Here is a 26308-nt window from a genome sequence, read left to right as displayed (position 1 = left end):
CCCAAGAAGCTGGAGCGTTTTCTCCTTTTTCCGTTCCTCCACTACAGCCTGGTCAAATGAAGAAGCGTTTTTCAAACATTTCAATAATGTCCAAAGGCTTTTCCCCATACAGTGTGGAGAGAAGCTTTTTCCATTTGTCGAACGATGTAATTTGGCAAAAGGAAAATGCTTGCGCCGATTCTGAAGTATTTATATAATAAAAACTATAACGTGCGTTAAAATAACGTTATATTAATTACACGTCACATGTTTAGACAATTTCTAATAGGAAAGCAGGGATCATGATGGTAAAATTGGTGGCTGTTTATCGTAAACCGGAGGATGTCGAGGCATTTGACAAGCATTATTATGAAGTTCATGCCCCGCTGGCAGAAAAAATGCCAGGCCTGATCAAGATGGAAGTTAACAAAATTTACGGCACACCAATGGGCGAAAGCGACCTGCATCTGATCGCAAACATGTACTTTGAATCCAAAGAAGCTTTGTTGGAAGCGTTGTCATCTCCAGAAGGACGCGCTGCTGGTAAAGACCTGCGTGGCTTTGCAGGGTCAATCGTAACGATGCACTTTGCAGAAGTGGTGTAAGCGATGCGCCAAACGATTGATGAAAGCAAGCTTCACCAAGAGAGATACAACGAGATCTGTGAAAAGCTAACGCAAGATAAATATGCACAGTTCCTTGGAATTCGGTTGATCGAACTGGGAGAGGGAACGGCGACTGCCGAATTGACGGTGGAGGAGCATATGCTGAATGCCCATGGAACCGCCCATGGAGCAGTGATCTTCTCGCTGGCAGACTTCGTTTTTGCAGCTGCCTGTAATTCCTACGGAAAAACGTCCGTGGCCCTTTCGATGAACATCGGCTTTTTGGCAGCAGGCTTTAAAGGGAACCGCCTCGTTGCCACGGCCACCGAGGAAAAGAAAAACAACCGTACAGCGTGGTACCGCATTCGCGTAGAAAGCGACAACGAGCTGATCGCGACATTGGATGCGCTGGCTTACCGCAAGAACGATTACTTCGTATCGATTGAGGATCACGAGGCAAAATAATCGAATGGAATTGAGAAAAAACAGCAAAAGGATGCCCGAAGCAGATGCGAAAGGCTCCTTTCCCTGTTTTACGCGATACGAGGAAAAAAGGAGACGCAGCAATGTCTGAGCATATCCGCAATCGTTTTAATGACTATCTGGGGATCGAGGTTATCCATCGAGATGAAGAGGGCTGCAAGGTTGCTCTGAAAATACGCCCAGAGCTGTTCAATAGTATCGATGGAGTCGTTCATGGCGGTGTTACTTCCACACTGGCAGACGTTGCGATGGGGCATGGTGCCGCACCTCACGTCGATGGCGTTCAGCAATGCGTAACGGTAGAAAGCAAGATACAGTACTTGTATCCTGCACGCGGCGAGCTTTTGGAAGCAGAGTCCCGTGTGCTGAAGAGCGGCAAGACCTTGATCATCATGGAAGCGCGCGTGACCTGTGACGGCAAGCTCGTCGCAGTGGCAACGGGTACCTACGCACGAGTGAAACAGGCATAATTTTTTGCAAATGGGCGAGGAGGACAAGAATGAATCAGGAAGCTGTGCGATTCGAACGAGACGGGCATATCGGCGTCATCACACTCAATCGTCCGGATGAGCTGAACGCACTCAATTATGATACGCTGGATCGCTTGGGTGAAATCATCGAAGAGATTCGGTTGGACTCCAAAGAAGTACGCGTCGTTTTGGTCAAAGCCGAGGGTCGCGCTTTTTGTGCAGGTGCAGACCTGAAAGAGCGCCGTACCTTGACAGAGCAGCAGGTTCGCCGCAACGTTCGCAAAATCAGGGATGTGTTTACGGCACTGGAAAGACTGCCGCAGCCGACCATTGCCCTGATCAACGGCTTTGCTTTTGGTGGAGGCTTTGAGCTGGCGCTGGCCTGTGATTTCCGCTATGCAGTGGCTGAAGCCAAAATGGGTCTGACGGAAGTAAGCTTGGGAATCATCCCGGGAGCAGGAGGAACGCAGCGACTGTCTCGGCTGATTGGACCTTCCAAGGCAAAGGAGCTGATTTTGACGGCTCGCCGCATTACGGCTGCCGATGCCCTCGAACTTGGTTTTGTAAGCGGTCTCGCAAATGATACGACACAGCTGTACGAGCTGGGTGTAAGCTTGGCACAAGAGATCCTGGCGAATGCACCACTCGCTGTCTATCAAGCCAAGCTGGCGATTGATCGCGGCTCCAGTGTCGATTTGCAGACGGGTCTGGATGTAGAAACGATGTGTTATGAAGTGATTATTCCGACGAAAGACCGGGTAGAAGCGCTTGAAGCGTTCCGCGAAAAACGCAAACCGGTGTTTAAGGGCGAATAACAACCAGAAAATAACAACAGGAATGTTGAGAAATGAGGGAACGGTATGATTTTTAACGTGGAAATGGAAACGCTGCCAAGAGAGAAAATGGCAGAACTGCAATTGAAACGTCTGCAAGAAACCGTAAAACGTGTCTATGAACGAGTCCCTTTTCATCAAAAAGCATTTGACGAAGCTGGTGTAAAACCAGAAGACATCCAGACCCTTGATGATATCCAGAAGCTTCCGTTTATGAAGAAAAAAGATTTGCGCGAGAATTATCCTTTTAATCTGTTTGCTGTCGATATGAAAGAAGTTTCTCGTATCCATGGCTCTTCAGGCACAAAAGGGAAGCCAACCGTTGTAGGCTACACCAAAAATGACATTGAAAACTGGTCGGAAATCGTTGCACGTGCCATCTGTAGCGCGGGCGGTGAGCCAGGCGATATCTTCCATAATGCATACGGCTACGGCCTGTTCACTGGCGGTTTGGGGCTGCATTATGGCATCGAACGCATGGGCGCAGTTGCGGTTCCGATTTCTGGAGGGAACACCCCTCGTCAAATTACCTTGATCGAAGACTTCCAGCCGCGTGGACTTGCAGGTACTCCTTCGTACGTTCTCAACATCGTGGAAGAAATGAAAAAGCAAGGAATCAACCCACGCGAGACAAGTCTCAAATACGGCATTTTCGGTGCGGAGCCATGGTCCGAAGAAATGCGTGCACAGCTGGAAGAAGCACTCGACATTAAAGCGGTAGACATTTACGGATTGAGCGAAGTAATGGGGCCAGGCGTATCGATTGAGTGCCACGAAGCACAGGATGGCTTGCACATCGCAGAAGACCATTTCTTGGCGGAAATCGTAGATCCAAACACAGGAGAAGTGCTGCCATACGGACAAGAAGGTGAGCTCGTCTTTACCTCTTTGACAAAAGAAGCGTTCCCCGTGATTCGCTATCGGACAGGTGACATTGCTTCCCTGAATCCAGCTCCATGTAAATGCGGTCGTACTACACTTCGCATGTCCCGCATCAAAGGACGCGTCGATGATATGCTCATCATCCGCGGGGTCAATGTGTTCCCGACTGAGATTGAAGCGGTATTGCTGACTTTCAAACAGCTGGCTCCCCATTACCAAGTCGTCATTGAGCGTGACGGAGCGCTTGATCGCTTTGAAGTTCACTGTGAATTGACACCTGATTACATGAGCGAGATCGGCAGTATCGACAGCCCTGATCTTGTGCCGCTGAAGAAAGCAATTGGACATGATATCAAGTGCTCGCTGGGTGTAACCGTTGTGCTGCGTCTCTTGCCGCCAAACTCTCTCGTGAGAAGTGAAAGCAAAGCGATGCGCATCGTAGACAACCGGAACAAAGCGTAAGTTTCCTTTGATCAACGGTTTGGCGAAGGAAAGGGAGGATGAGCTAAGTGTCTTATGAATACATCACCGTTGCTCGTGAGGATGGGGTTGGCATTGTTACGCTCAATCGACCGAAAATTCTCAATGCGTTGAACTTGAAGCTGATCGACGAGCTGGTCACGGAACTTACAAACCTAGACAAGGACTCTGAGATCCGGACCATTTTGCTTACGGGCAACGAAAAAGCCTTCGCAGCGGGTGCAGACATCAATGAAATGGCAGAGGCATCCGCCATTGAGATCATGAAACGGGACCAATTTGCTGTCTGGGACCGCATCTCGCTTATCTCCAAGCCGATTATCGGTGCAGTGAGCGGCTTTGCGCTCGGTGGTGGCTGCGAGCTCATGATGAACTGCGACATCGTGATTGCATCGGAGACAGCGGTCATCGGTCAACCGGAAATCAAGCTTGGTGTCATGCCGGGTGCTGGTGGGACGCAGCGTCTGGTTCGGGCGGTTGGACTGCGAAAAGCAATGGAGATGCTGCTCACAGGAGATCCGATTACGGCGAAGGAAGCCTTGCAATACGGGCTGGTCAATCGCGTGGTTCCTGTCGAAGTCTACTATCAGGAAGCGCTCAAGCTGGCCAAGCAGATTGCTGGGCAGCCCCCGCTCGCGGTGCAGGTCATCAAAAAAGCTGCGCACAAAGCCGATGATTTGCCGCTTCAGGAAGGTATGGATTACGAAAGAAACGGCTTTTACCTACTTCTTGCAAGCGAGGATCGAAAAGAAGGTATGCAAGCGTTCTTGGAAAAGCGCAAACCCCGTTTTACGGGAAAATAGGAGGCGGCCATGTACGAAACGATTCTATGCGAGGTATCGGAAGGCGTTGCAGTCGTTACTCTGAACCGACCGGACAAGTTCAATGCTTTCACAGAGCGGATGAACAAAGAGATTACGGATGTGCTCAAGCAGGCGCAGAAGGATGAAAGCGTGCGCTGCATTCTTTTGACAGGCGCAGGCCGTGCTTTCAATGCTGGGCAGGATCTGGGTGATGTAGCCGGTGGTGGTGAAGTCGACTTCGGAGGATTTTTGCGCGACCGCTATAACCCGATGATTCTTCAGTTTCAGAAAACAGAGAAGCCGATCATCGCAGCTGTCAACGGTGTGGCAGCTGGCGCAGGGATGAGCGTTGCACTGGCGTGTGACATCCGGCTGGCTTCCGAGAAGGCTTCGTTCGTAAACGCCTTCGTCAATATCGGACTGGTACCGGATTCGGGAGGCTGCTACTTCCTGCCGCGTATCGTCGGTCTGGGCAAAGCGCTGGAGCTGGCGATGACAGGAGAAAAGGTCTCAGCAGCAGAAGCGCTGCGGATCGGAATGGTCAATCAGGTATACCCTGCAGATACGTTTCAAGAGGAAGCGCTGGCGTATGCTCGCAAGCTCGCAGCTCTGCCCACCCGAGCGATCGGCTTGATCAAACGGACGATGAACAAAGGTCTGGATATGAGCTTGGAAGAGACACTCAATTACGAAGCGTATGCCCAAGGGATTGCAGGCAGCACAGAGGATCACAAAGAAGGGGTAACGGCCTTCATGGAAAAACGCGCACCGCGCTTTACAGGCAGATAGGTGCTAGGAGGTTGAGTAGAGTGGAGAGAAAGACAGTAGGCGTTATCGGGGCAGGGACGATGGGAGCAGGGATTGCTCTCGTTTGCGCCCGCCGGGAACATGGAGTGTTGCTACTGGACGCGAACCAGACTGTCTTGGAAAAAGCGAAAAGCTATCTCATTTCGATTTTGTCCAAGGATGTGGAAAAAGGAAAGATCAGCGAGCAGCAAAAACAAGAGACGTTGGAGCGAGTTCAATTCGTATCCGACATAGAAAAACTGGCGCCAGCTGATATCGTGATCGAGGCCGTACCAGAGAGACTCGATCTGAAAAAGAGCATTTTTGGTGATCTTACCCGGATTTGCAGAAGCGATGCCCTGCTTTTGACCAACACCTCTTCCATTTCCATCACGGAAATTGCTGGAGGACTGACTCATCCCGAACGAATTCTCGGATTCCACTTTTTCAATCCGGCGCCGGTTATGCCTCTGATCGAGGTGATCCGCGGGAAAAAGTCCAGCGAGGAAAATGTCCAGTCGGCTTATCAATTTGCCGTGGATTTGGGAAAAGTTCCTGTACTCGTGACAGACACCCCTGGATTTATCGTGAATCGCGTCGCGCGACCTTATTACAATGAAGCCCTGCGCATTCTCGGGGATAACGTAGCCAATGTGGAGCAAATTGACCGGATCATGAAGCAGGCAGGCGGTTTCAAAATGGGACCGTTCGAGCTGCAGGACATGATCGGAATCGATATCAATTTTGCGACGACCCAATCCGTCTATACGGATTTCTTCCACGAAGGACGATTCAAGCCCAGCCGCATTCAGCAACGTATGGTTCAATCAGGCAGTTTGGGCAGAAAAACGGGGGATGGCTTCTATGACTACAGCAAATAAGACAGTTTTGCTCACGGGGGATAGCCCTCTTTACGCAGAGCTGCATCAAATAATGATAGACAGCGGCTATCGCGTTGTGACCCTCGCAGAAGGGGCAGCAGAGCCAGAATCCATTTTTCTCGCAGTAGAAGTAAACAATCTGGACCTGAAAGCGAAACAGGAGCAGCTATGCGAGCTCGATCGCGTGCTTTCGTCGTCCGTACCGATCCTCACCACCTCTTTGGCGATTACGGCCACAGAAGCAGCGTCCTGGACTCAGTCTCCTGAGCGCATCTGCGGCTTCGGGACCTTGGTGCCTTTGGCGGAGCGCTCTTTGTTTGAAGTGGCTCCTGCATTGCAAACAGAGGCAGCTGCCCTTGAGGCTACCCAGTCGTTCTTTCACTCGCTCGGCAAAGAGGTTGAGATCGTAGAAGATGAGGTTGGCCTTGTTTTTCCACGCATTTTGACACTGATTATTAATGAAGCAGCATTCACAGTAATGGAGAAGGCTGCGACTCCAGAAGACATCGACACTGCGATGAAAAAGGGAACGAACTATCCGTACGGGCCTCTGGAATGGGCAGATCGCATCGGGCTGGATGAGATTTACGCAATCTCCCGTGGTTTGCATCGCGATTTGTCGGAGGAGCGCTATCGCACAGCTCCTTTGCTGCGCAAGCTGGTATTGGCAAAACGCTATGGCGTGCGCAGCGGTATCGGGTTTTACAGCTATCGAGAAGCCGATGGAGGTGAAGGGTAATGCCAGCACACAATGATGTATTTGTAGCAGCAGCAGTACGTACACCGATTGGCAAGCTGGGTGGCAGCTTGAAAAATACCCCGATCGACGATCTGACCGCCCATGTCTTGAACGGGGCACTCAGCCAGGCTGGACAGTCAGGAGAAGCTGTCGATGGCGTCATTATGGGGAATGTCATCTCGGCAGGTCCCTTCATTAACATTGCCCGCGTCGGCTTGCTGAAGGCAGGATTGCCGGAAAGCGTACCAGGGCTGACCGTAAACCGGGTATGTGCCTCTGGACTAGAAGCAGTCAATCTCGCAGCGCAGTCCATCCAGGCAGGACACAGCAGCGTCATGCTGGCTGGCGGCGTGGAGAACCTGACGCGCTCCCCGTATATCATGGAGAAATTTGAACAGCCCTATCAACGCGGCGGCCAGACCCTGATCGAGTCCTTTGGCGGTCCGCGTTCTGCACCCATTTCCCTCTACGGCGAACTGACCATGGGGGATACTGCGGAAAATGTGGCGGAGCAATTTGGGATCAGCCGCGAGGATCAGGATCTTTTTGCAGCGGAGAGCCAGCGTCGTGCAGTAGCGGCGATCGATGCCGGACTGTTTCGCGAGGAAATTGTCCCTGTGACCCTGCGTGGCAAAAAAGGGGAAGAAACGATATTTGACACGGACGAGTTCCCGCGCCGTGATTCCAGCGTGGAGTCTCTCGCCAAGCTGAGACCTGCGTTTCGTAAAAATGGCAGCGTCACCGCAGGAAATTCTTCCGGAATCAACGATGGTGCGGCTGCTTTGCTGCTCATGAACCAGGAAAAGCTGAAAGAGTCCGGTTTGGCGCCATTGGGCCGAATCGTTCATTTTGTGAGTGCCGGTGTAGATCCGCGCATCATGGGCATCGGACCTGTCGCAGCCATCCGCAAGCTGCTGGCGGAGGTAAATATGACGGTTGATCAAATCGACCTGTTTGAGCTGAATGAAGCTTTTGCCTCTCAATCGCTGGCGTGCATGCGCGAGCTGGGTCTTCCTGCTGACCGAACCAACGTAAACGGGGGAGCTATTGCATTGGGACATCCACTCGGCTGCAGCGGCGCTCGTCTGGCGGGAACCATTCTGTATGAGCTGCGCCGACGCAAAGGACGTTACGGGGTTGTTTCCCTGTGCATCGGTGGAGGGCAAGGGCTGGCGACATTGGTAGAAGCGTTGTAGAACGGATTGGAGAAAACCTTGGACAGGATGGAGGAGCCATAGATGAATACACCTGTAATTATCGATGCTGTACGGACACCGATTGGCCGCATTGGGGGAGCCCTCAAAGACGTGCGTCCGGACGATCTCGGAGCACATGTAATCAGCAAGCTTTTGGAGCGCAACGCTATTGATCCCGCATCGATTGACGATGTCATTTTCGGCTGCGCGAATCAGGCAGGCGAGGATAATCGCAACGTAGCGCGTATGTCCCTGCTGCTGGCTGGCGTGCCAGTGGAAGTACCGGGTGTCACAGTAAACCGTCTGTGCGGTTCCGGACTGGAAGCGGTCAACCAGAGTGCATTTGCGATCAAAGCAGGTGCAGGCAAGGTCTACATCGCGGGAGGCACAGAGAGCATGACTCGCTCTCCGCTGGTAATGATGAAGCCGGGCACTGCGTTTCAGCGGGGAAATCAGCAATTGGTCGATACGACACTGGGCTGGCGCCTGGTAAACGATAAGATGAAAGAAATGTACCCGCCGATCAGTTTGGGTGAAACAGCTGAGAAAGTAGCGGAGCAGTACGGAATCAGCCGCGAAGCGCAGGATGAATTTGCGCTGCGCAGCCAGCAAAACTATGCGAAAGCACTGGAGCAAGGCAAATGGGAAGCGGAAATCGTTCCCGTGGAAATTCGTGGACGCAAAGGCGATGTCACTGTGTTTGAGCGCGATGAGCATGCGCGTCCAGAGACGACCATCGAGCAGCTGCAAAAGCTGAAACCAGCTTTTCAGGCAGATGGTACCGTAACGGCCGGAAACTCCAGCGGTCTTAATGACGGGGCATGCGCGATGCTGATCATGGATCAGGAAGCTGCCCTGGAAGCTGGCTTGAAGCCGCGTGCACGCATCGTTGCTTCTGCCGTAGCCGGTGTAGATCCATCTGTGATGGGGATCGGACCCGTGCCAGCTACTCGCAAGGCGCTGAAGCAGGCTGGGCTGACGATTGATCAGATCGATTTGTTCGAATTTAACGAAGCCTTCGCCGCACAGGCAGTGGCTAGTGTGCGTGAGCTTGGCGTGAATCCTGAGCTGGTAAACGTAAACGGCGGCGCGATTGCACTGGGGCACCCGCTTGGCGCAAGCGGTGCGCGTATTCTTACCACCCTGCTGTATGAGATGGAGCGCCGCGATGCTCGCTACGGCCTAGCTGCGATGTGCATTGGCGTGGGCCAAGGGATCGCGACGATTATCGAGCGCGTGTAAGGATCGACCGGACAGGAGGTTGCTGCTATGAAAAAGGAACTGCAGCCAGGGACGGCAGCGGAATTCACTGTGACGGTCACAGAAGAAATGTTCCCTGTCTTTGACGGCGAAGTCATTCATCCCGTGTTGTCGACGGTCAGCATGATTTACTACATGGAGAAAGCGGGGCGCTACGTCCTGCTTCCCCATTTGGAAGAGCATGAGGAAGGCTCCGGTTTTGGCATTGAGGTCAAGCATGTCGGGCCAGCTGTGGCAGGGCAAAAGGTTACCTTTCGCGCCGTTTGCGTGGAAGTGACGGCGAAGCGGGTTGTCTGCGAGGTAACGGCAGACACCTCCTGCAACCGCGTCGGAGTAGGACTGTTTACACAAGCGATTTTCAACAAGGAAGACATGCATCGTCGATTCCAGAAACTTCAAGCGGAAATCGACGAAAAAAATAACCAGAATTGATTGACTCTTCGTAAACGTTTTAATATAATGACGTGAGAAAAGCGTTATATAATTATTTCGTTATATAACCTGGATCGATTCACGCATAGGCAAAGAATGTGATACAATTTCTCATCAGTGAGTGATGAATCGATCTGGGGGTAGAAGAAAAGTGAAGCCACAATCCATGCTGTTTACGATTTATGGGGAATACGTCCGCCATTACGGCAGTGAAATCTGGATCGGCAGTTTGACCAAACTCATGGGAGAGTTCGGTTTGTCAGAGCCAGCTGTTCGCGCTGCGATATCTCGGATGCTTCGCCAAGGCTGGTTGGAGTCACGGAAGGTAGGAAATCGCAGCTTTTATTCCGTATCCGAACGCGGCAAGAAACGGCTGGAGGAGGCGGCAGCGAGGATCTACAAAGTAGAATCGAGCGCTTGGGATGGCAAGTGGTGCATGGTCAGCTACAACATTCCCGAGGAGCGCAGGGCACTGCGCGATCAACTGCGCAAGGAGCTTGGCTATATGGGCTTCGGCATGCTGACGACGAGCACATGGATCAGTCCGAACAATCTGCGGGAAGCGATTCAGGAGCTGACGGAGACCCAAGAGATCACCGAGTACGTGGAAGTGTTTGCCGCTGAGCATGTTGGCTTGCGCGATCCCAAACAGCTGGTGCAGAAATGCTGGAATATCGATGAGATCAATGCGAAGTACAAAGAGTTCATCGACAGCTACCAAGCCGAGTACGAAGAGCTGGAAGAGAGAATTCGCGAAAAGAAGGAAGTTCCTGATAGCCTGTGCTTTGTGAACAAAACGAAGCTGGTCCATCAGTATCGCAAATTTTTGTTTATCGACCCTGATTTGCCACAGGAATTACTGCCAGAGCTATGGTTAGGCAAAGAAGCGGACAAGCTGTTCCAAAACTACTATCAGTTGTTAAATCCCGGGGCCGTTCGTTTCTTTGAAACCGTGTATGAGGCTGCGCCAGTATAAACAAGGCACAAGCTGTACACCAGAAACGCCCTAGTAGATGCTAGGGCTTTTCCAATTATTCGTTATATTTCCATATTATTAAATGTAAGCGTTTTATATGGGGAAATGTAGAAAGATTGAATTTTGAGGGGGTACATCACGACTATGACGGAGCTTTTGCAGTACGTCGCAAACGGTTTGGTTAGTGGAGGCATCTACGCCATCGTCGCTGTAGGTTTTATCACGATCTACAACGTCAGCAAAGTGATCAATCTGGCACAGGGAGAATTCTTGATGCTGGGAGGGATGGTCACCGTTGCCATGATCGGCATGAATGTCCCGTACGCTCTGGCGGCTTTTCTGGCGATCCTCATCGTCACATTGATCGGGGTGCTGATGCAGAAATATGTAATCGCTTACGTGAAAAAGGCAAGCCCGATCAGCTTGATCATTTTGACCATCGGGATATCCACCCTGATCCGCGGTTTGGCGAGCTTGATCTGGGGCAAGGATGCCTACTCTCTCGATCCGATTACCAGCAACCAGCCGCTTTCACTCGGGGGCGTCAATATCGCTCAGCAAAGCGTATGGATTCTCGCGGCTGTACTGATTGTGCTGTTCCTGCTGTGGTACTTGATGGACAAGACCATGCTCGGGAAAAAGATCAACGCCTGTTCTGTCAATCCGATGGCAGCTCGTCTGATGGGGATCAGCCCCGCGAAAATGAGCATGCTCGCCTTTGGGATCAGCGGTGCGACAGGAGCCATTGCCGGTATTGTCATTGCACCGCTCAGCGTGACCTCGTACGACATCGGTGTACTGCTCGGAATCAAAGGTTTCTCAGCTGCTATTCTCGGAGGACTGGGAAATCCACTCGGTGCAGCGGTAGCCGCTTTTATTCTCGGGATCGTCGAATCGCTCGGGGCAGGCTACGTCAGCTCCGGTATGAAAGACGCCATTGCTTTTCTGGTGTTGATCGTGATGCTTTTGGTCAAGCCGTCCGGCATCTTTGGAGAACGTAGCGTAGGGAAAGGAGGGCTATGATGAAACAACTGACGAAGAAGTGGGGAAAAAGCTTAGGGATCTACCTGGCACTCATGATCATTTTTCCGTTTGTCATGCCGGATGAGTATTACCGCTCGGTTGGAATCATCATCGGATTGCAAGCCATCGTCGCCATTGGACTTTGCCTGGTAATGGGTCTGGCGGGCCAGATTTCACTCGGACAAGCAGCTTTTTGGGGAATCGGTGCCTACACGTCGGCGGTTCTGACGACCAAATACGGGTTGACCCCGCTGATAGGCTTGGTAGCCTCTGCGATTGTTCCGGCTGTGTTTGCCTTTATCCTGGGCAGGGCGATTGCCGGCTTGCAGGGGTACTACCTGGCGATGGCGACTCTCGCTTTCGGCTACATTGTCCAGATCGGCATACAAGAGTGGGAGCCGGTCACGGGCGGAGCAAGCGGCATGATCAGCATCCCGCAGGTTCCCTTTTTCGGAGAAAGCGAGCTTTCGATGTACTACCTGATCTGGGGAATCGTTACCTGCGTGCTGCTCTTCTCGCTGAACCTGATGCATTCCCGCATCGGACGGGCGTTCCGGGCGATTCATAAAAGCGAGGTTGCCGCTACGTCCATGGGTATCGATGTACGAAAATTCAAGCTGAATGCCTTCGTCGTGAGCGGGATGTTTGCCGGAATCTCCGGTGGTCTGTATGCGCACTACATGGGGATTCTCGATCCGCAGCCATTTGGCATGCATGAGTCCATCAAGTTTTTGACGATGGTGGTCATCGGCGGCATGACGAGCATCTGGGGAGCTTTGATCGGAACACTGCTCATCGGCTTTATCAGTGAAGGACTCGTGATGCTGAGCGAGGTAGTCCCAGGCTTGCAAGGGGACGTCGATACGATTGTGTTCGGGGGCATTTTGGTGCTGATCGTGATGTTCATGCCGGAGGGACTGGTACCGCGGATCCGCTCCCTGTATGAAAAAGCACAGGCCAAAAAAGCCGCTGCCAATGCAGAACAGCGGGTGGAAAGGAAGGCTGCCATATGACGACACTGCTGACTGTACAAGACCTTTCTCGAGATTTCGGCGGCGTACGCGCTGTGAATCACGTCGATTTTGAGGTGAAGCAGGGAGAGATTCTGGCTCTGATTGGTCCAAACGGCGCAGGGAAGAGTACGGTTCTCAACATGGTGTCCGGTGTCATCCCACCGTCTGAGGGAGAAATTCGTTTTGCCAACCAGCCAATGACCCGCGTACCTGGATATGAATACGCCAAATTGGGAATTACGAGAACCTTCCAAAACCTGCAGACCTTTGACGATATGACGGTTCTGGAAAACGTGATGGTAGGAATGCACACCAAGACGCATTCGAGTTTGTTTTCTTGCGGAATGAGCTTGACGACTGCTAGGCGGGAAGAGCGGACGATGCAGGAGCGGGCGCATGCGTGGCTGGAAAAGGTAGGGCTCTCTTCGCTAGCCTCCTCACAAGCGGGCAGCCTGCCTTACGGGAAGCTTCGTCTGATGGAAATCGCCCGTGCGATGGTAGCGGAGCCAAAGCTGCTGCTGCTCGATGAACCAGCTGCCGGACTCAATCATACCGAGACGGCAGAGATGAGCCGCATGTTCCAGGAGATTCGTGAAAATGGAACGGCAATTCTTCTCGTCGAGCACGATATGGACATGATTATGACCATCGCCGATCGCATCGTCGTTTTGGATCAAGGCAGTAAAATTGCGGAAGGAACCCCGCGTGAAATCCAGGAAAATCCGCGTGTGATTGCCGCATATCTCGGAACAGAAGAACAGGTAGAGAGTCGGGGGTGAAGAGATGGGAAAAGCGATATTGCAAGTTGGCAACATGAAGGCGCGATATGGACCCGTCGAAGTCCTGCACGGGATCGACCTGCAAGTAAACGAGGGAGAAATCGTATCGCTCCTCGGCTCAAACGGAGCGGGTAAAACGACACTGCTCAACTGTATCTGCGGACTGCATGATGCCAAAGAGGGAAGTGTACAATTCCGCGATCAGGACATTACCCGCGTGCAGGCCGAGCTGGTTGTGGCGAGGGGAATGGCGCATGTGCCTGAGCGCAGACAGATATTCTCCACATTGACCGTCGAAGACAATCTGTGGCTGGGCGCCTCTCATCGAATGCCCAAGACAAGCAAGCGAGACATCGCCAAAGAAATGGAGACGGTGTACGAACGCTTCCCCATCTTGGCGGAGCGCAAATGGCAGCTGGGAGGGACGTTGTCAGGAGGTCAGCAGCAAATGCTGGCAATTGGCAGAGCGCTGCTTTCCAGGCCGAAGCTGCTGCTGTTGGACGAGCCTTCCCTAGGTCTTGCACCGCTCATCGCCAAAGAAATTTTGACGATCGTGCAGGAGATTCGCTCCCAGTGGGGGACAACGGTTCTTTTGGTCGAGCAAAATGCCCGAGCTGCATTGGCGATTTCCGATCGAGCGTACGTGCTCTCTACGGGAGTCGTCATGCTGGAAGGCTCAGCTGAAAAAATCAGCAACGATCCGCGTGTGCAATCAGCCTATCTGGGACATTCCCATGATGCGGTTGGACAATAGAAAAAGAAAAATGATAGGGGGATTATTCATGAAGAAAAATCAATCGAGGAAGTGGCTCTTTCCCATCGCACTCGCTTCCATGGTCTTGCTCAGCGCTTGTGGAGGCGGTGCCAAGCCGGCAGCAGAAGCAGGTGCAGCAGGCGGCAAAGAACCGATTAAGCTGGGTGCCGTGTTCTCCTTGACGGGTCCAAACAGCCCGCTCGGTGTACCTGAGAAGCAGGCAGTAGAGATGCTGGTGAAAGAAATTAACGGCGCAGGCGGTGTAGATGGCCGTCCAGTCGAGGTCGTTTTTGAAGATGACAAATCCGACAATACAGAAGCGGTAAAAGCAGTCAAGAAGCTGGTTTCCAAGGAAAAAGTCGTGGCTTTGCTCGGTTCCTCGGGCAGCGGTCCTTCCCTGGGAATGGCGGAATTTTCCCAAGCGGAAAAAATTCCTCTGATCTCGATGGCAGCGGCTGATCAGATGACCAATCCGGTTCGTGCAGGCATCTTCAAAACCCCACACACGGACGTGCACGGAACGAAGCGCATCTATAAATACTTGAAAGAAAAAGGCATTACGAAAATCGCCTTGCTCAACGACAGCAACCCATACGGCAGCGGTTGGACACAGCAGCTGCAAAAATACGCGCCTGAGTATGGAATCACGATCGTAGCCGAAGAAAAATACGGAACCAAAGATCCGTCCATGAGCTCTCAGCTGACGAAGATCAAAGGAACCGATGCACAAGCCCTGATCGTGGCGGGAACGAACCCAGGACCTGCGACGATTGTAAAAGAAGCAAAGCAGTTGAACCTGAGCATTCCGATCATCAGCTCCCATGGTTCCGCGAACAGCAAGTTCCTCGAGCTCGTCGGCGATGCTGGCGAAGGTGTCCTGATGGTAGCGGGCAAGCTGCTGGTTCCTGACCAAATCGCAGCGGACGATCCACAGGCAGCCATCGTGAAAAAATTCGTAGACGGGTACAAGGCAGCTTACAATGTAGAGCCAGACGGTTTTGCAGGCTATGGCTACGACGGCTTGAACCTGATGGTCGAAGGATTGAAGCAGGCAGGCGGCGATGCGTCCAAGCTGAATGAGGTCCTGGAAAAAGTGAAGTACGTCGGGGTAACTGGTGAATTCGTGTTCTCTGCAGAAGATCACAACGGTCTTACGGAGGACAGCATGATCATGGTCGAAGTCAAGGATGGAAAATTTCAGATTCTCAAATAAAGAACGACAAGGCTGAAGGGTAAGACGGCTGTTCTTTCCGCAACGGACAGATGCGGGAAGAACGGCTGTTTTTGTCCACGCCTTCCTATCACATTCGCAGGAGGAATGAGTATGTCCCTGTTAAATAGCGTGCTGATGGCAGCTCCGATTTTGCAAAAAGCTTTCTTGTTCGATTGCATGGTAGGGGTGACGGACAGGGAGAAATTTCTGGCATACTATCCCGCATCCGATCTGAATCTGGGGATCAAGGTTGGCGATCAGCTCCGGGCGGGGAGTATCAATGCGACGGCGGTAGCAGAGAATCGCAGAGTCGTGCGTAAGATTGGCAAAGAGGTGTACGGGATGCCCTATATTGCGGTAGGGTATCCAATCGTAGAAAACGGCCAGGTGGTCGGGTGCCTGGCTACCGGCGTGACGACAGATCGAGAAGACCAGCTGCGCGCACTGGCTGAAAACTTGACGGGGGCGCTCGAAAATATTGCCGTGCATACAGAAAGCCTGGCAAAAGAGGCGAACGATCTGGCACAAGCAAGTCATATCTTGTCCGATACCGCCGTAACGATGGAAAAGAAGATCGCCGAAACCTCTCAAATCAATCAACTCATTCGCGACATCTCGACTCGCTCCAACGTGCTGGGGTTGAATGCGGTGCTGGAAGCAGCACGGGCAGGAACAGCAGGAAGGGGTTTTTCCGTCGTGGCGGAAGAGATCCGTAGGCTTTCCCAGACGACTTCGACGTCGGCCAAGAGCATTTTTCGCATTTTGGATGAAATGAACGAGCTGGTAGGCACCGTCACTGGCGAAATGGAGAAAACGATGAATCACAGTCTGCAGCAGTCCACACGTATCCAAGAGCTGGATGCAGTCATGCAGCAGCTGCGGAAAATGGCGGAACAACTGAGGGAAACCGCGATGTCTACAGGGAGAATGGAATAAATCGTAAAGCTTGAAAACGATTACACCTATTGCGGAATCGTATGACGTTATGTTATTATAACGTTATAAAAACGTATTATAAATTATGTGCCATAGACAAGCGATGAACGTAAAGGAGGTCTTCACCATGAATACACAGTTGGAACATTCGGATCTGACAGAAGATGCCAAATTGGAAGCGTTTTTAGCGAAAATTGACCGCGGTGAAAAAATCGAAGCGGATGACTGGATGCCTGACGATTACCGTAACCAATTGGTCAAACTGATTTCCATGCACGGAATCAGCGAGATCATGGGGGCATTGCCTGAAAAGGAATGGGTACCGAAAGCTCCCACCCTGCGCCGCAAGCTGGCCATCATGGCAAAGGTACAGGATGAGATGGGACACGGACAGCTGCTCTTGCGTGTCGCTGAGGACTTGATTGCTCCACTGGGTAAAACGCGTGAGGACATCATGCAAGATCTGTTCGCAGGCCGCTTGAAATTTCATAATGTGTTCCACATGGAAGCGCCTACATGGGCGGACGCGGGTGTGATCGGATGGCTCGTTGACGGTGCTGCGATCATTACGCAATCCATGTCGCTGGATACTTCCTACGCACCTTATGCACGTGCCCTGCACCGGATCTGTGCGGAGGAGAAATTCCATGCACAGCACGGGGAGAGCATCGTACTGGAGCTGGCGGAGGGTACAGAAGAGCAGCGCCAAATGCTGCAGGAAGCGATCACGCGCTGGTGGCCATCCCTGTTGATGTTCTTCGGACCGCCTGAGAACGGCAACATCACCAGTAACCAAGCGTCGAACATGCGCTACAAAATCCGTTCGCAAACCAACGAGGAGCTGCGCCAAATCTTCTTGAAGAAGTATTTGCCACGCATCTTCCACCTTGGCTTTACCGTTCCGGATGAAACGATCTACTTTGATGAAGCAGAGGATAAATGGATTTACCAGCAGCCAGATTGGGAAGAATTCAAGCAGATTGTCAAAGGAAAAGGCCCACGTTCTGCCCACCGACTGCACTTGCGTGAAATGTCCTATGAAGAAACCAAATGGGTGCGCGATGCGATTCTGTCGTATGGCCGCCAAGTAGGGTAGGTGAGTGCGATGAGTAACCAAACCAACAACGAGGACTTTGTCATCTATGAAGTGTTTAGCCAAAAAACGGTAAGCGCCTCATTTGTACACCAATTTAGTCTCTTGGCACCAAATGCGGAAGTCGCGCTTTCCATGGCACGGGAAAACTTCTTGCGCCGCGAGCCTTGTTTTAACCTGTGGGTGGTCAAACGAGACGACATCCACGGACTGCCGCCAGAGGAGCGTCCTTTCCTGGAGCGTCTTGACAACAAGAGCTATCGGGAGACAAAAGGCTACGGTGATTTGCAAGGCAGATGGCGCCGTCATAAAGAAGAGTACGAGGCACAGCACAACACCAAAAGTGGCAGCTAAGAAGGAGGAACATGATCATGGGCGAACTTCTACAAGTAGAAACAGCACAAGAAGCTTTGAAAAATCAGGAGTTTACGCAAGCCTTGGTTGATCTTCTCTTCCAGCTTGCCGATGACGATTTTATTTTGGCTTACCGCGGGTCGGAATGGCTCGGCCTTGCGCCGCATATTGAAGAAGATGTAGCGTTTTCCTCCATGGCTCAGGATATGATGGGACACGCGGTGATGTACTACGAAATGCTCGAGGAGCTCGGTGTAGGCAAAGCGGACGACCTGGCGCAGCTTCGCGAGGCATCTGCTTTCCGCAACGCTATTTTGGTTGAGCGCCAAAACGGTGCTGGGGGATACAACGACGACCCTCATTATGACTGGGCTTACGCAATCGTACGCAGCTATATTTACGGCTTGCACAAAAAAGCAAGACTGGAGTCACTGTTGAAATCATCCTATGCTCCACTCACGCTGATCAGCCGCAAAATGCTGACCGAGCATCGCTACCATTTGATGCACTGGCAAGTATGGCTGAAGCAGCTGGCAAACAGCACACCGGATGCTCGCGCACGACTGGAAGCAGCGATCGCAAAAGTATGGAGCGACGCAGGAGAGCTGAGCGATCTCGGTCCGAATGCAGCTTCGATCACGGGCTGTGGTTTGATTGAAGAAGAGGCAACTCTTCGCGAGGTTTGGCTCAAAGAAACCCAGGCTATTTTTGAAGCGGCTGGTCTGAGCTGGCCGGGTGAGCCGGGAGCAGCTGTGGAGCGTGGCCGCGCCGGGGAGCACACGGCTGATCTGACACAAGCATTGGCTACTCTGTCTGAGGTATACCGCATCGATCCGGCAGCAAGCTGGTAAGAAAACGGCGAGCGAGGACGATGGCAATAAAAAGGAGTGATCTGCATGGCGCAAGGAAATGAGCACGTTCACGAACATCAAGAGGCGACATGCTGGGAGCTGCTGCAGGAAGTGAAAGATCCAGAGATCCCAGTGATTAGCATGGTGGAAATGGGCATGATTCACAAGGTGAAGGTAGAATCCGGCGTCGCTTACGTAGAAGTTCTGCCTACCTTTGTCGGCTGTCCCGCTCTGGAAATTATGAAGAAGAACATCTCAGAGAAACTGGTGGAAGGGGAAGGGATCAACGAAGTACAGGTGCGTTTTGTCTACGACCCTGCCTGGACTTCCGATCGGATCGCGCTGGATGCCCGAGATAAATTGAAGAGCTTCGGCATCGCCCCGCCACCAGTTGGCTTTCAACCAGGGGATACATGGGAAGTGACCTGTCCTTACTGTGATTCTCCGTATACAACGATTGAAAACTTGTTTGGACCCGCAGCCTGCCGCAGTATTTTGTATTGCAAGCACTGCAAAAATCCGTTTGAGGCTCTAAAACCAATCTATTAAAGGAATTGAGAGGAGCGAGTGTCATGGGAGAGAGCAAGCAAATGTATATCAATGGGGAATGGGTATCTGCTGAAAGCGGAGAGTTCCTTCAGATCATCAACCCAGCAACAGGAGAATCCGTCGGGTCCGTTTCTTTTGGGGACGGCCGCGAAGCCAAAAAAGCAATCGATGCAGCACATGAGGCATTTGGCACTTGGTCTCGCCTGACAGCACGTGAACGCTCCAAGTATCTGTACAACTTGTCTGAGCTCGTAAAAAGCCACCGCGATGAGCTGGCTGGTCTGATCTCCGCTGAGATGGGAAAACCGCTCGGTGAAGCCAAAGGGGAAGTGCTCGGCGCAGCTGACAACTTCGTCTGGTATGCTGAGGAAGCGAAGCGCGTATACGGCGAAACCATCCCATCTTCGGTAGCGAACAAACGCATCATGGTTCTGCGCCAGCCAGTCGGTGTGGTGGGTGCCATCACTCCTTGGAACTTCCCGGTGAACATGGTAGCGCGCAAAATCGCTCCAGCGCTTGCGGCAGGCTGCACAGTCGTGCTGAAGCCAGCTGAAAGCACACCGTTGTCTGCCATCCGCTTGTTTGAGCTGATCGAGCAAGCTGGCTTTCCAAAAGGTGTCGTAAACCTCGTCATCGGAAAACCGGAAGCAATCGGCGATGAGTTCATCAACAATCCGAAGCTCAGCAAAATCGGCTTCACTGGATCCACTCGCGTAGGGAAGCTCCTGATGGAAGGTGCAGCGAAGCAAGTGAAGCGCGTGAGCATGGAGCTGGGCGGTCATGCCCCGTTCATCGTATTTGCTGATGCGGATCTGGATGAAGCGGTAAAAGGTCTGTTTGAGAGCAAATTCCGCAACTCCGGTCAAATGTGCATTTGCACCAACCGTCTGTACGTGCATGCCGATGTAGCAGATGCTTTCACAGAGAAGCTGGTTGAGCGTCTGAAAAAGGCAAAGGTAGGCGACGGTCGTCAAAAAGAAACTGAAATCGGTCCACTCGTCAACGAACGTGCACTGAACAAGGTTCTGGAGCACATCGAAGACGCAAAAGGCAAAGGCGGTCAGGTCGTATTCGGTGGAGCACGCATGACCGAGGGGGATTATGCGAAAGGCTTCTACTGCGAACCAACTGTCATCACCGACGTAACGGATGAAATGAAAATCTCCTACGAAGAAACCTTTGGTCCGGTAGTGCCAATCGTTCGCTTTACCGATGAAGCAGAAGTGGTAAAACAGGCTAACGATACGCGCTATGGACTTGCAGCTTACGTGTACACGCGCGACAATTCCCGCTGCTTCCGTATGGCTGAGCTGCTGGAGTACGGCATCGTCGGCATCAACGACGGCTCGCCAACGCAAACGCAAGCACCATTCGGCGGCTTTAAAGAGAGCGGAATCGGTCGCGAAGGCGGTCACTTCGGAATGGATGAGTATTTGGAAACGAAGTTCGTATCTTTCGGACTGTAAGATAGAAATGACAAAGAAGGCTATCCTTACGTAGTTGATCTACTTGGGGATAGCCTTCTTTTATTCAAATGAACCTACGTATTCGGAATTAACCCGGTAGGACCCCCACACCTTCCGGAACATTGCCCACCGAAACCGTGGCGACTACCGTGTTGGTGCTTCCGTTAATCACCGAGACATTATTGCTGAAGTTGTTTGCTACGTAAATCAGGTTTGTGTCTGGATTCACTCCTACCCCCTGCGGACTGTCTCCAACGGGAATCGTAGCAATCACCGAGTTGTTGCCTCCGTTAATCACCGACACAGTGTCACCTTCATTATTTGCGACGTAAATCCGGTTGGTGGTCGGGTCGACTCCAATACCAGCCGGACCAGCACCTACAGTGATGGTGGCAATGACCGTGTTGGTGTTTCCGTCAATGACCGAGACATTGCCGTTGTTGAAGTTCGCTACATAAATTCGATTCGTATTCGGATTGACTCCCACTGCAGAAGGCGCGGCTCCCACTGAAACCGTGGCAATCACGGCATTGGCATTCCCATCAATTACGGAAACGTTGTTGCTTTGGGAGTTGGCCACATAGATGCGGTTGGTGGAAGGATTGACCCCCACCCCGTCTTCGGGTTGGCTCCCCACCGGAATGGTAGCGATTACGGTATTGGTATTTCCGTTAATCACCGTGACGTTGTTGCTGTCCGTGTTGGCCACATAGATGCGGTTGGTAGAAGGGTTGACTCCCACCCCAGAAGGGAAAGCACCTGCCGGAATCGTGGTGAGAACCGTATTGGTATTTCCATTAATCACAGAAACATTGTTACCGATCGTATTTGCCACGTAAATGAGGTTTGTCGAGGGATTGACCCCTACACCCCTTGGGGACGGCGCGAATCCCAATCGAACCACGGCAATGACCGTATTGGTATCACCATCGATCACCGAGACAGTGCCATCGTTCGCGTTGGACACATAAATCCGGTTGCCTAGCTCCGGATTTGGCTGAACCATTTGTACACTGGCAATCCCGGAAAGATCGCGGCAATTGATGATGAGCGTCTGTGCGATTGACGACGAGTTACCGTTCGATTCGACGAAAGTGAAGACGACACAGTCGTTTTTGGGGTGGAATTTTTTCAAAGTAAAGACAGTCGGAGTGCCCGTCCCATCCAGAGACAGCGGTTTGGAGCTCCCTTTTTGAATGAGCAAAAACTGTTGGGTGACTTCTATACCACTAAAATTTGCTTCGCTCTGTTTCAATAGTTGCCACAAGATTTGGCAGATGCAACCGGTACATCTTGATTTTGATTCATCATGCTGTTCATCGTTTTTGGAGTCGCATTTTTCACAACGTTTGCCCATGAGCAAATCCTTCCTTAAAGTAAGTGAGTTATCCTGATTTTTACTACAAATCAGGGTAGTATACTTTATTAAGCAAGGGAATGTTTGGCGTGGATTCTTGTCCAGTTGAGTGAAAAAAGGCGTGGCTGTCCATGGACAAATTTTGCGAGAAGCATGGACATAGGGTGGGGGCGTGGGCAGGAAAAAACTTGCGTATGGATGGATTTTTTGGGGGGAAAGCTTCGCCTGGGCGAAAAAAAGAACCCGCTTTCTGCACCAGTCGCAGTAAGCGGATTCTCTCGTCGGTGTTTAATGAGCAGGCATCCCCAGCATTTGCTTCATATCTTCCTGGGCATCGCCAATGAGCTGAATGTTAAACAGATCTTGCAGGACTTGCAGGACACCCGGCTGGATGAACTCGGGCAGCTTCGGACCGATGCGAATGTCTTTGATGCCGAGGCTGAACAGACCGAGCAGGATCGCGACTGCTTTTTGCTCGAACCAGGAGAGGACGATGCTGACAGGCAATTCGTTCACCTCGCACTCGAACGCTTCTGCCAAAGCTGCAGCAATTTTGATGGTCGAGACAGAGTTGTTGCACTGCCCCAGGTCGATGTACCGCGGGATGTCCGTGCCGGGCACTGTACCGTAATCGACATCGTTAAAGCGGAACTTGCCGCAGGACGTCGTGAGAATGACTGCTTCGGGAGGCAGGGAGGTCGCGAGCTCGCGGTAATAGTCGCCGCCTTTGCCTGGCGCGTCACAGCCTGCGATCACGAAGAAGCGTTTGATTTTGCCAGCCTTCACCGCCTGAACGATTTCCGGTGCGATTCCCAGCACGGTCTCGTGGTGGAACCCTGTCGTCAGCGTCTGCTCCGATTCGATGGATACTTCGGGCAGAGACAGCGCTTTTTCGATCAGCGGTGAGAAGTCGTCGTGCTCAATTTTGGTGACGTTCTCCAAACCAGCGATCTCATAGGAAAAGAAGCGGTCGGCGTAGCTGCCCTTGATCGGCATGACGCAGTTGGTCGTGGCGAGAATGGCGCCGGGGAATTCTTCAAACAGTCTTCTTTGGTCGTACCAGGCCTTTCCGATATTGCCTTTGAGATGCGCATACTTTCTCAGCTCCGGATAACCGTGAGCAGGGAGCATCTCCGAGTGGGTGTAGATGTTGATGCCTTTCCCCTCTGTCTGTTTCAGCAGCTCTTCCAGGGCAAACAGGTTGTGCCCGGTAACGACAATGCATCTTCCTTCGATCTTGTTCTGGGAGACAGTGACGGGCTGCGGAATGCCAAAGTGCTTCGTATGAGCCTGATCCAGCAGCTCCATCACTTTAATCGCTGCTGAACCTACCTTCATCGCCATCTGCAAATGCTCGTTCAGGTTGAAATTCACGTTGGTCAAGGTAAAGTAAAGCGCTTCCTGTGTAATCCCGTCCACTTCCGGGTCGATATAGCCCAGCTGGCGGGCATGGGTCGCGTAGGCGGCAATTCCTTTTAAGGCAAAAATAATCGTATCCTGAATACTCGCAAGCTCTTCATTTTTTCCGCAAACGCCGATCACTTTGCAGCCGCCCGTTGGAGTCTGTTCACATTGGTAGCAAAACATGATTTCTTCCACTCCTTCATGATTCAGATTTCGCCTTGAGTATAACGGGATCGCCAGGGGAAAGGTGTGAGCAACATCACACGGATTGTGACGAAAATACAAAATATGGGAAAGTGATTCTAGTCACATACAAGCGGGCGTGGTTCCGGGTAAAGTAGAACTATAGAAAACGGAAGTGGAGGGTTACTCATGACAGAGCCTGTATTTTCAACGCTCTATGAATTGGTCGGTGGCGAAGAGACGGTGACGAGGCTGGTGGCCGCTTTTTACCCCCGAGTGTATCAGCATCCCGAGCTGGCTCCGTTATTCGGAGTGGAGATGGAAGAAATCATGAGGAAGCAGCGGATGTTTCTGACTCAATTTTTGGGAGGTCCACTCCTGTACAGCGAGGAATTCGGCCCGCCAGCCATGCGCATGCGTCATTTGCCGTTCCCCATTACACCGCAAAGGGCAGAGGCGTGGCTGGCCTGCATGAAAGAGGCGATGGATGAAATCGGGCTGGATGGATTGGCGCGCGATCTGTTTTACGGTCGCCTGACACAGGTAGCGAAAATCATGGTAAACACAGCGGGATGAGGCAAAGCGCCTGATTACACCTGCACGGTGAGAGGAATGATTTCCATGCAAACCAAGCTGTTCAAACCACAGAAGGTCACGTACCTGCTTCCTCATGAGCACGGGGTATGGGCGATGATGCTGGTTCCTTTCCTGCTGGGAACCGCGATCGGGCAGGCACGCTGGCAGCATCTTTTGATGGGAGGGGCTCTTGTCGTGGGCTATTTCGCCGTGCACGGGGCGCTCACTGTTTTGCGCAGGCCCCAAAAAGGAAGAGAAGCTTTGCCGACAGTGACGACATTTGGCATACTGGGACTACTGCTGGGAGGCCCGCTTTTTGCCATGAACCCCGCCGCCTTTCTGCCACTCGTCTGGATGATTCCATTTCTTGCCATGTCTGTGTGGTTTGTTGTGAAAAAGCGGGAGCGGGATTTTTGGAACGATGTATGCGCGATTGTGGCGTTCACGATGCTGCTGCCGCTAGCCGCCAAGCTGGGAGACGCGGCTGCGGCGGGAGCAGGAACGGGTGTGGAAGAGCTGGCACTTGGAATGCTGCTGAATGTGCTGTACTTCATCGGGAGCGTTTTTTTCGTCAAATCTGTATTTCGGGAACGAAACAACATCCGGTTTACTTACATAGGAATCGCTTATCATGCGGCCTTGCTGCTCCTGCCGCTGCTGCTTCCCGTTCCTTTGCCAGTCTTGCTGCTCTATCTGCCCGGTATTTTGAAGATGCTGTATCTTTTGCGCAAGCCTCGGCTTCGTGCCATGCAGGTCGGCATGCTGGAGATTGCAAGCGCGGTGTGGTTTTTGGGAATAGCTGTGTGGCTGTTTCACGGTGGCATGTAAAGAAAAAAGAGTCTCGGACATGAAATCCGAGGCTCTTTTTTGTATTCGCGCGGGATTGTCTCGCAGCGGCTCAGGCAGGGGCTAGCTCGCTTTTTGGACGAGGTTGTTTTGGTGAACCTGCAGCTCCAGGCAGCGCAGTTTGATGATTTCCACAGCGATTTGGTGCACGAGAGCGTCGCGGGTGGAGAGCTGCAGCGTAATCGGTTTTTGACAGCTGGAGTGGAGGCTGTAGAGGATGCAGACGGCTTCGTTGCATTCTATCGTTAACTGCTTGTAAAAAGGGTAGTCACAGGCAAGAAATGCTTCTTTTACATCAGTAATGGTCATGTGTCATCACCCTGGTCCGTTTTTTTTGATTGTAGAGGATGAGAGGAAATGAGGGAGTGATTACGATCACAGCAAGTGTTACTTCTCGGTGGCAAATTTCCCCTCGGGTGATTTACTTCACAACTTCTCGTTGAAAAAGGGTCTATCATGGACCTCGAACACCGTTATTGGTTTGGTTTTGGAAGAGTCGAGTGTACGAAGTGAATCATTACAACGAAGCGATATCGCTACGGGAGGGATTGGGATGGAAAAACGGCGACCCGGATGTATGGGAATGAGCAGCATGCTCGGGGGGAATCGAACGTTTTGTCCGCCGCTGCAGTGGTTGATGGATGAGCATCGTGATTTGAATGAGCGAATGAATGAGTGTACAGCATGGGCGGAGGAGTGGAAGCAGGCAACGGAGTCTGACGCATGCGAGCGGTCTTTTGAGCTGAACGATTTGGTGTCTTCTTTTCAGCGGGCGCTGGCGGTCCACTCCAAGAGGGAGGAGGACTGGCTGTTTCCGATGCTGGCGGGGCACATCGGTCGCGAGATGGGGCCGATCGCAGTCATGGAGTACGAGCACGAAATGGCAAAAGAGCATTTGCAGCTCTGCAGGCAGACATATGAAACGAACATGGGCGATGCGCTCAACCATTTGCTCGTGTCCTTCGAAATTTTAAACCAGCATTTTTTTAAAGAGGAAAACGTCCTGTTCCCGATGGCGCAGCAGCTGTTGAGCGAAGCGGAGAAGGAGCAGCTGCAGAAGATGTTTCGGTCGTAGAAGCCTTCGCCAGGAGCTGTTGCACGAGTGA

Annotated in this window: 30 protein-coding genes; 27 read left to right on the top strand and 3 right to left on the bottom strand. The window is 52.1% G+C overall.

From position 1 onward, the window contains the following. The first annotated feature begins 284 nt into the window (after positions 1 to 284). From EDM59_RS11575 to EDM59_RS11460, 24 genes are all read left to right on the top strand, one after another. Entirely contained in the window at positions 285 to 584 is a 300-nt protein-coding gene (locus tag EDM59_RS11575; RefSeq protein WP_122923808.1) for an EthD family reductase, read from the top strand. A 3-nt stretch (positions 585 to 587) separates the two neighbouring features. After that, entirely contained in the window at positions 588 to 1049 is a 462-nt protein-coding gene (gene paaI, locus EDM59_RS11570; RefSeq protein ID WP_122923739.1) for a hydroxyphenylacetyl-CoA thioesterase PaaI, read from the top strand. Positions 1050 to 1150: 101 nt separating this feature from the next. After that, the gene (locus tag EDM59_RS11565) at positions 1151 to 1537 is read left to right on the top strand and encodes a PaaI family thioesterase (RefSeq protein ID WP_092273709.1); all 387 of its coding nucleotides are present in this window, start codon (positions 1151 to 1153) and stop codon (positions 1535 to 1537) included. A 29-nt stretch (positions 1538 to 1566) separates the two neighbouring features. Beyond that, complete coding sequence (locus EDM59_RS11560) at positions 1567 to 2352, top strand: enoyl-CoA hydratase-related protein (protein ID WP_092273706.1); 786 nt, start codon at positions 1567 to 1569, stop codon at positions 2350 to 2352. A gap of 45 nt (positions 2353 to 2397) precedes the next feature. Next, positions 2398 to 3714 carry a phenylacetate--CoA ligase family protein gene (locus tag EDM59_RS11555; RefSeq protein ID WP_122923738.1) on the top strand — a complete coding sequence of 439 codons (1317 nt, stop codon included), beginning with the start codon at positions 2398 to 2400 and terminating at the stop codon, positions 3712 to 3714. Between the two features lie 47 nt (positions 3715 to 3761). Further along, positions 3762 to 4535, top strand: a complete 774-nt coding sequence (locus tag EDM59_RS11550) for an enoyl-CoA hydratase-related protein (RefSeq protein WP_122923737.1) — start codon at positions 3762 to 3764, stop codon at positions 4533 to 4535. Between the two features lie 9 nt (positions 4536 to 4544). Next, the gene (locus EDM59_RS11545; RefSeq protein ID WP_122923736.1) at positions 4545 to 5324 is read left to right on the top strand and encodes an enoyl-CoA hydratase-related protein; all 780 of its coding nucleotides are present in this window, start codon (positions 4545 to 4547) and stop codon (positions 5322 to 5324) included. A gap of 20 nt (positions 5325 to 5344) precedes the next feature. Beyond that, positions 5345 to 6202: a 3-hydroxyacyl-CoA dehydrogenase NAD-binding domain-containing protein gene (locus EDM59_RS11540; RefSeq protein ID WP_122923735.1), complete on the top strand. Its 858-nt coding sequence runs from the start codon at positions 5345 to 5347 to the stop codon at positions 6200 to 6202. Next, complete coding sequence (locus tag EDM59_RS11535; RefSeq protein WP_122923734.1) at positions 6186 to 6941, top strand: 3-hydroxyacyl-CoA dehydrogenase family protein; 756 nt, start codon at positions 6186 to 6188, stop codon at positions 6939 to 6941. Before EDM59_RS11540 ends, EDM59_RS11535 begins: the two co-directional genes overlap by 17 nt. Beyond that, positions 6941 to 8137 (top strand): thiolase family protein, encoded by a 1197-nt coding sequence (locus tag EDM59_RS11530; RefSeq protein ID WP_122923733.1) that lies wholly within the window; start codon positions 6941 to 6943, stop codon positions 8135 to 8137. The genes EDM59_RS11535 and EDM59_RS11530 overlap by 1 nt, the downstream gene beginning before the upstream one ends. A 42-nt stretch (positions 8138 to 8179) precedes the next feature. Then, positions 8180 to 9379, top strand: a complete 1200-nt coding sequence (locus tag EDM59_RS11525; protein ID WP_122923732.1) for a thiolase family protein — start codon at positions 8180 to 8182, stop codon at positions 9377 to 9379. A 27-nt stretch (positions 9380 to 9406) separates the two neighbouring features. Next, positions 9407 to 9829 (top strand): thioesterase family protein, encoded by a 423-nt coding sequence (locus tag EDM59_RS11520; RefSeq protein WP_122923731.1) that lies wholly within the window; start codon positions 9407 to 9409, stop codon positions 9827 to 9829. Between the two features lie 151 nt (positions 9830 to 9980). Then, positions 9981 to 10805, top strand: coding sequence for a phenylacetic acid degradation operon negative regulatory protein PaaX (gene paaX / locus EDM59_RS11515; RefSeq protein ID WP_122923730.1), 825 nt, complete (start codon positions 9981 to 9983; stop codon positions 10803 to 10805). A 144-nt stretch (positions 10806 to 10949) separates the two neighbouring features. Then, on the top strand, positions 10950 to 11828 hold the full coding sequence (locus tag EDM59_RS11510) for a branched-chain amino acid ABC transporter permease (RefSeq protein ID WP_122923729.1): 879 nt from the start codon (positions 10950 to 10952) through the stop codon (positions 11826 to 11828). Then, positions 11828 to 12841, top strand: a complete 1014-nt coding sequence (locus EDM59_RS11505) for a branched-chain amino acid ABC transporter permease (RefSeq protein ID WP_122923728.1) — start codon at positions 11828 to 11830, stop codon at positions 12839 to 12841. Before EDM59_RS11510 ends, EDM59_RS11505 begins: the two co-directional genes overlap by 1 nt. After that, complete coding sequence (locus EDM59_RS11500; RefSeq protein ID WP_122923727.1) at positions 12838 to 13620, top strand: ABC transporter ATP-binding protein; 783 nt, start codon at positions 12838 to 12840, stop codon at positions 13618 to 13620. The genes EDM59_RS11505 and EDM59_RS11500 overlap by 4 nt, the downstream gene beginning before the upstream one ends. Before the next feature lie 4 nt (positions 13621 to 13624). Beyond that, complete coding sequence (locus EDM59_RS11495) at positions 13625 to 14374, top strand: ABC transporter ATP-binding protein (protein WP_122923726.1); 750 nt, start codon at positions 13625 to 13627, stop codon at positions 14372 to 14374. A gap of 28 nt (positions 14375 to 14402) precedes the next feature. Beyond that, positions 14403 to 15587 carry an ABC transporter substrate-binding protein gene (locus tag EDM59_RS11490; protein WP_122923725.1) on the top strand — a complete coding sequence of 395 codons (1185 nt, stop codon included), beginning with the start codon at positions 14403 to 14405 and terminating at the stop codon, positions 15585 to 15587. Between the two features lie 111 nt (positions 15588 to 15698). Further along, positions 15699 to 16523, top strand: coding sequence for a methyl-accepting chemotaxis protein (locus EDM59_RS11485; protein ID WP_122923724.1), 825 nt, complete (start codon positions 15699 to 15701; stop codon positions 16521 to 16523). Positions 16524 to 16650: 127 nt separating this feature from the next. Beyond that, complete coding sequence (gene paaA, locus EDM59_RS11480) at positions 16651 to 17619, top strand: 1,2-phenylacetyl-CoA epoxidase subunit PaaA (protein ID WP_122923723.1); 969 nt, start codon at positions 16651 to 16653, stop codon at positions 17617 to 17619. A 9-nt stretch (positions 17620 to 17628) separates the two neighbouring features. Continuing rightward, positions 17629 to 17970: a 1,2-phenylacetyl-CoA epoxidase subunit PaaB gene (paaB, locus tag EDM59_RS11475; RefSeq protein WP_122923722.1), complete on the top strand. Its 342-nt coding sequence runs from the start codon at positions 17629 to 17631 to the stop codon at positions 17968 to 17970. 17 nt (positions 17971 to 17987) lie between these two features. After that, positions 17988 to 18821 carry a 1,2-phenylacetyl-CoA epoxidase subunit PaaC gene (gene paaC / locus EDM59_RS11470; protein WP_122923721.1) on the top strand — a complete coding sequence of 278 codons (834 nt, stop codon included), beginning with the start codon at positions 17988 to 17990 and terminating at the stop codon, positions 18819 to 18821. Positions 18822 to 18866: 45 nt separating this feature from the next. Next, positions 18867 to 19370, top strand: coding sequence for a 1,2-phenylacetyl-CoA epoxidase subunit PaaD (gene paaD, locus EDM59_RS11465; protein ID WP_092273648.1), 504 nt, complete (start codon positions 18867 to 18869; stop codon positions 19368 to 19370). A gap of 23 nt (positions 19371 to 19393) precedes the next feature. Next, entirely contained in the window at positions 19394 to 20836 is a 1443-nt protein-coding gene (locus EDM59_RS11460; protein WP_122923720.1) for an NAD-dependent succinate-semialdehyde dehydrogenase, read from the top strand. Between the two features lie 88 nt (positions 20837 to 20924). On the opposite strand, the gene EDM59_RS11455 is transcribed toward EDM59_RS11460, so the two are convergent. Both EDM59_RS11455 and hcp read right to left on the bottom strand, forming a co-directional pair. After that, positions 20925 to 22193, bottom strand: a complete 1269-nt coding sequence (locus EDM59_RS11455) for a beta-propeller fold lactonase family protein (RefSeq protein ID WP_122923719.1) — start codon at positions 22191 to 22193, stop codon at positions 20925 to 20927. A 288-nt stretch (positions 22194 to 22481) separates the two neighbouring features. Further along, on the bottom strand, positions 22482 to 23780 hold the full coding sequence (hcp, locus tag EDM59_RS11450; protein ID WP_122923718.1) for a hydroxylamine reductase: 1299 nt from the start codon (positions 23778 to 23780) through the stop codon (positions 22482 to 22484). A gap of 189 nt (positions 23781 to 23969) precedes the next feature. Between hcp and EDM59_RS11445 the strand changes: the two genes are divergently transcribed. Together EDM59_RS11445 and EDM59_RS11440 are read left to right on the top strand one after the other, a co-directional pair. Continuing rightward, positions 23970 to 24356, top strand: coding sequence for a globin domain-containing protein (locus EDM59_RS11445; protein WP_122923717.1), 387 nt, complete (start codon positions 23970 to 23972; stop codon positions 24354 to 24356). A 45-nt stretch (positions 24357 to 24401) separates the two neighbouring features. Continuing rightward, positions 24402 to 25184 (top strand): YwiC-like family protein, encoded by a 783-nt coding sequence (locus tag EDM59_RS11440; RefSeq protein ID WP_183192889.1) that lies wholly within the window; start codon positions 24402 to 24404, stop codon positions 25182 to 25184. An 81-nt stretch (positions 25185 to 25265) separates the two neighbouring features. Here the strand turns inward: EDM59_RS11440 and EDM59_RS11435 are convergent, their stop codons facing one another. Further along, positions 25266 to 25511, bottom strand: coding sequence for a hypothetical protein (locus EDM59_RS11435; protein WP_122923715.1), 246 nt, complete (start codon positions 25509 to 25511; stop codon positions 25266 to 25268). Positions 25512 to 25755: 244 nt separating this feature from the next. Here EDM59_RS11435 and EDM59_RS11430 point away from each other — a divergent pair, with 244 nt between their 5' ends. Beyond that, complete coding sequence (locus EDM59_RS11430) at positions 25756 to 26277, top strand: hemerythrin domain-containing protein (protein ID WP_122923714.1); 522 nt, start codon at positions 25756 to 25758, stop codon at positions 26275 to 26277. Positions 26278 to 26308 lie beyond the last annotated feature (31 nt).

It is taken from the genome of Brevibacillus nitrificans (genome assembly GCF_003710965.1).
In the GTDB taxonomy this organism is placed as follows: domain Bacteria; phylum Bacillota; class Bacilli; order Brevibacillales; family Brevibacillaceae; genus Brevibacillus; species Brevibacillus centrosporus.
The sequence above is the reverse complement of the archived record's forward strand: the minus strand, read 5'-3'. Positions and strand labels throughout refer to the sequence as shown.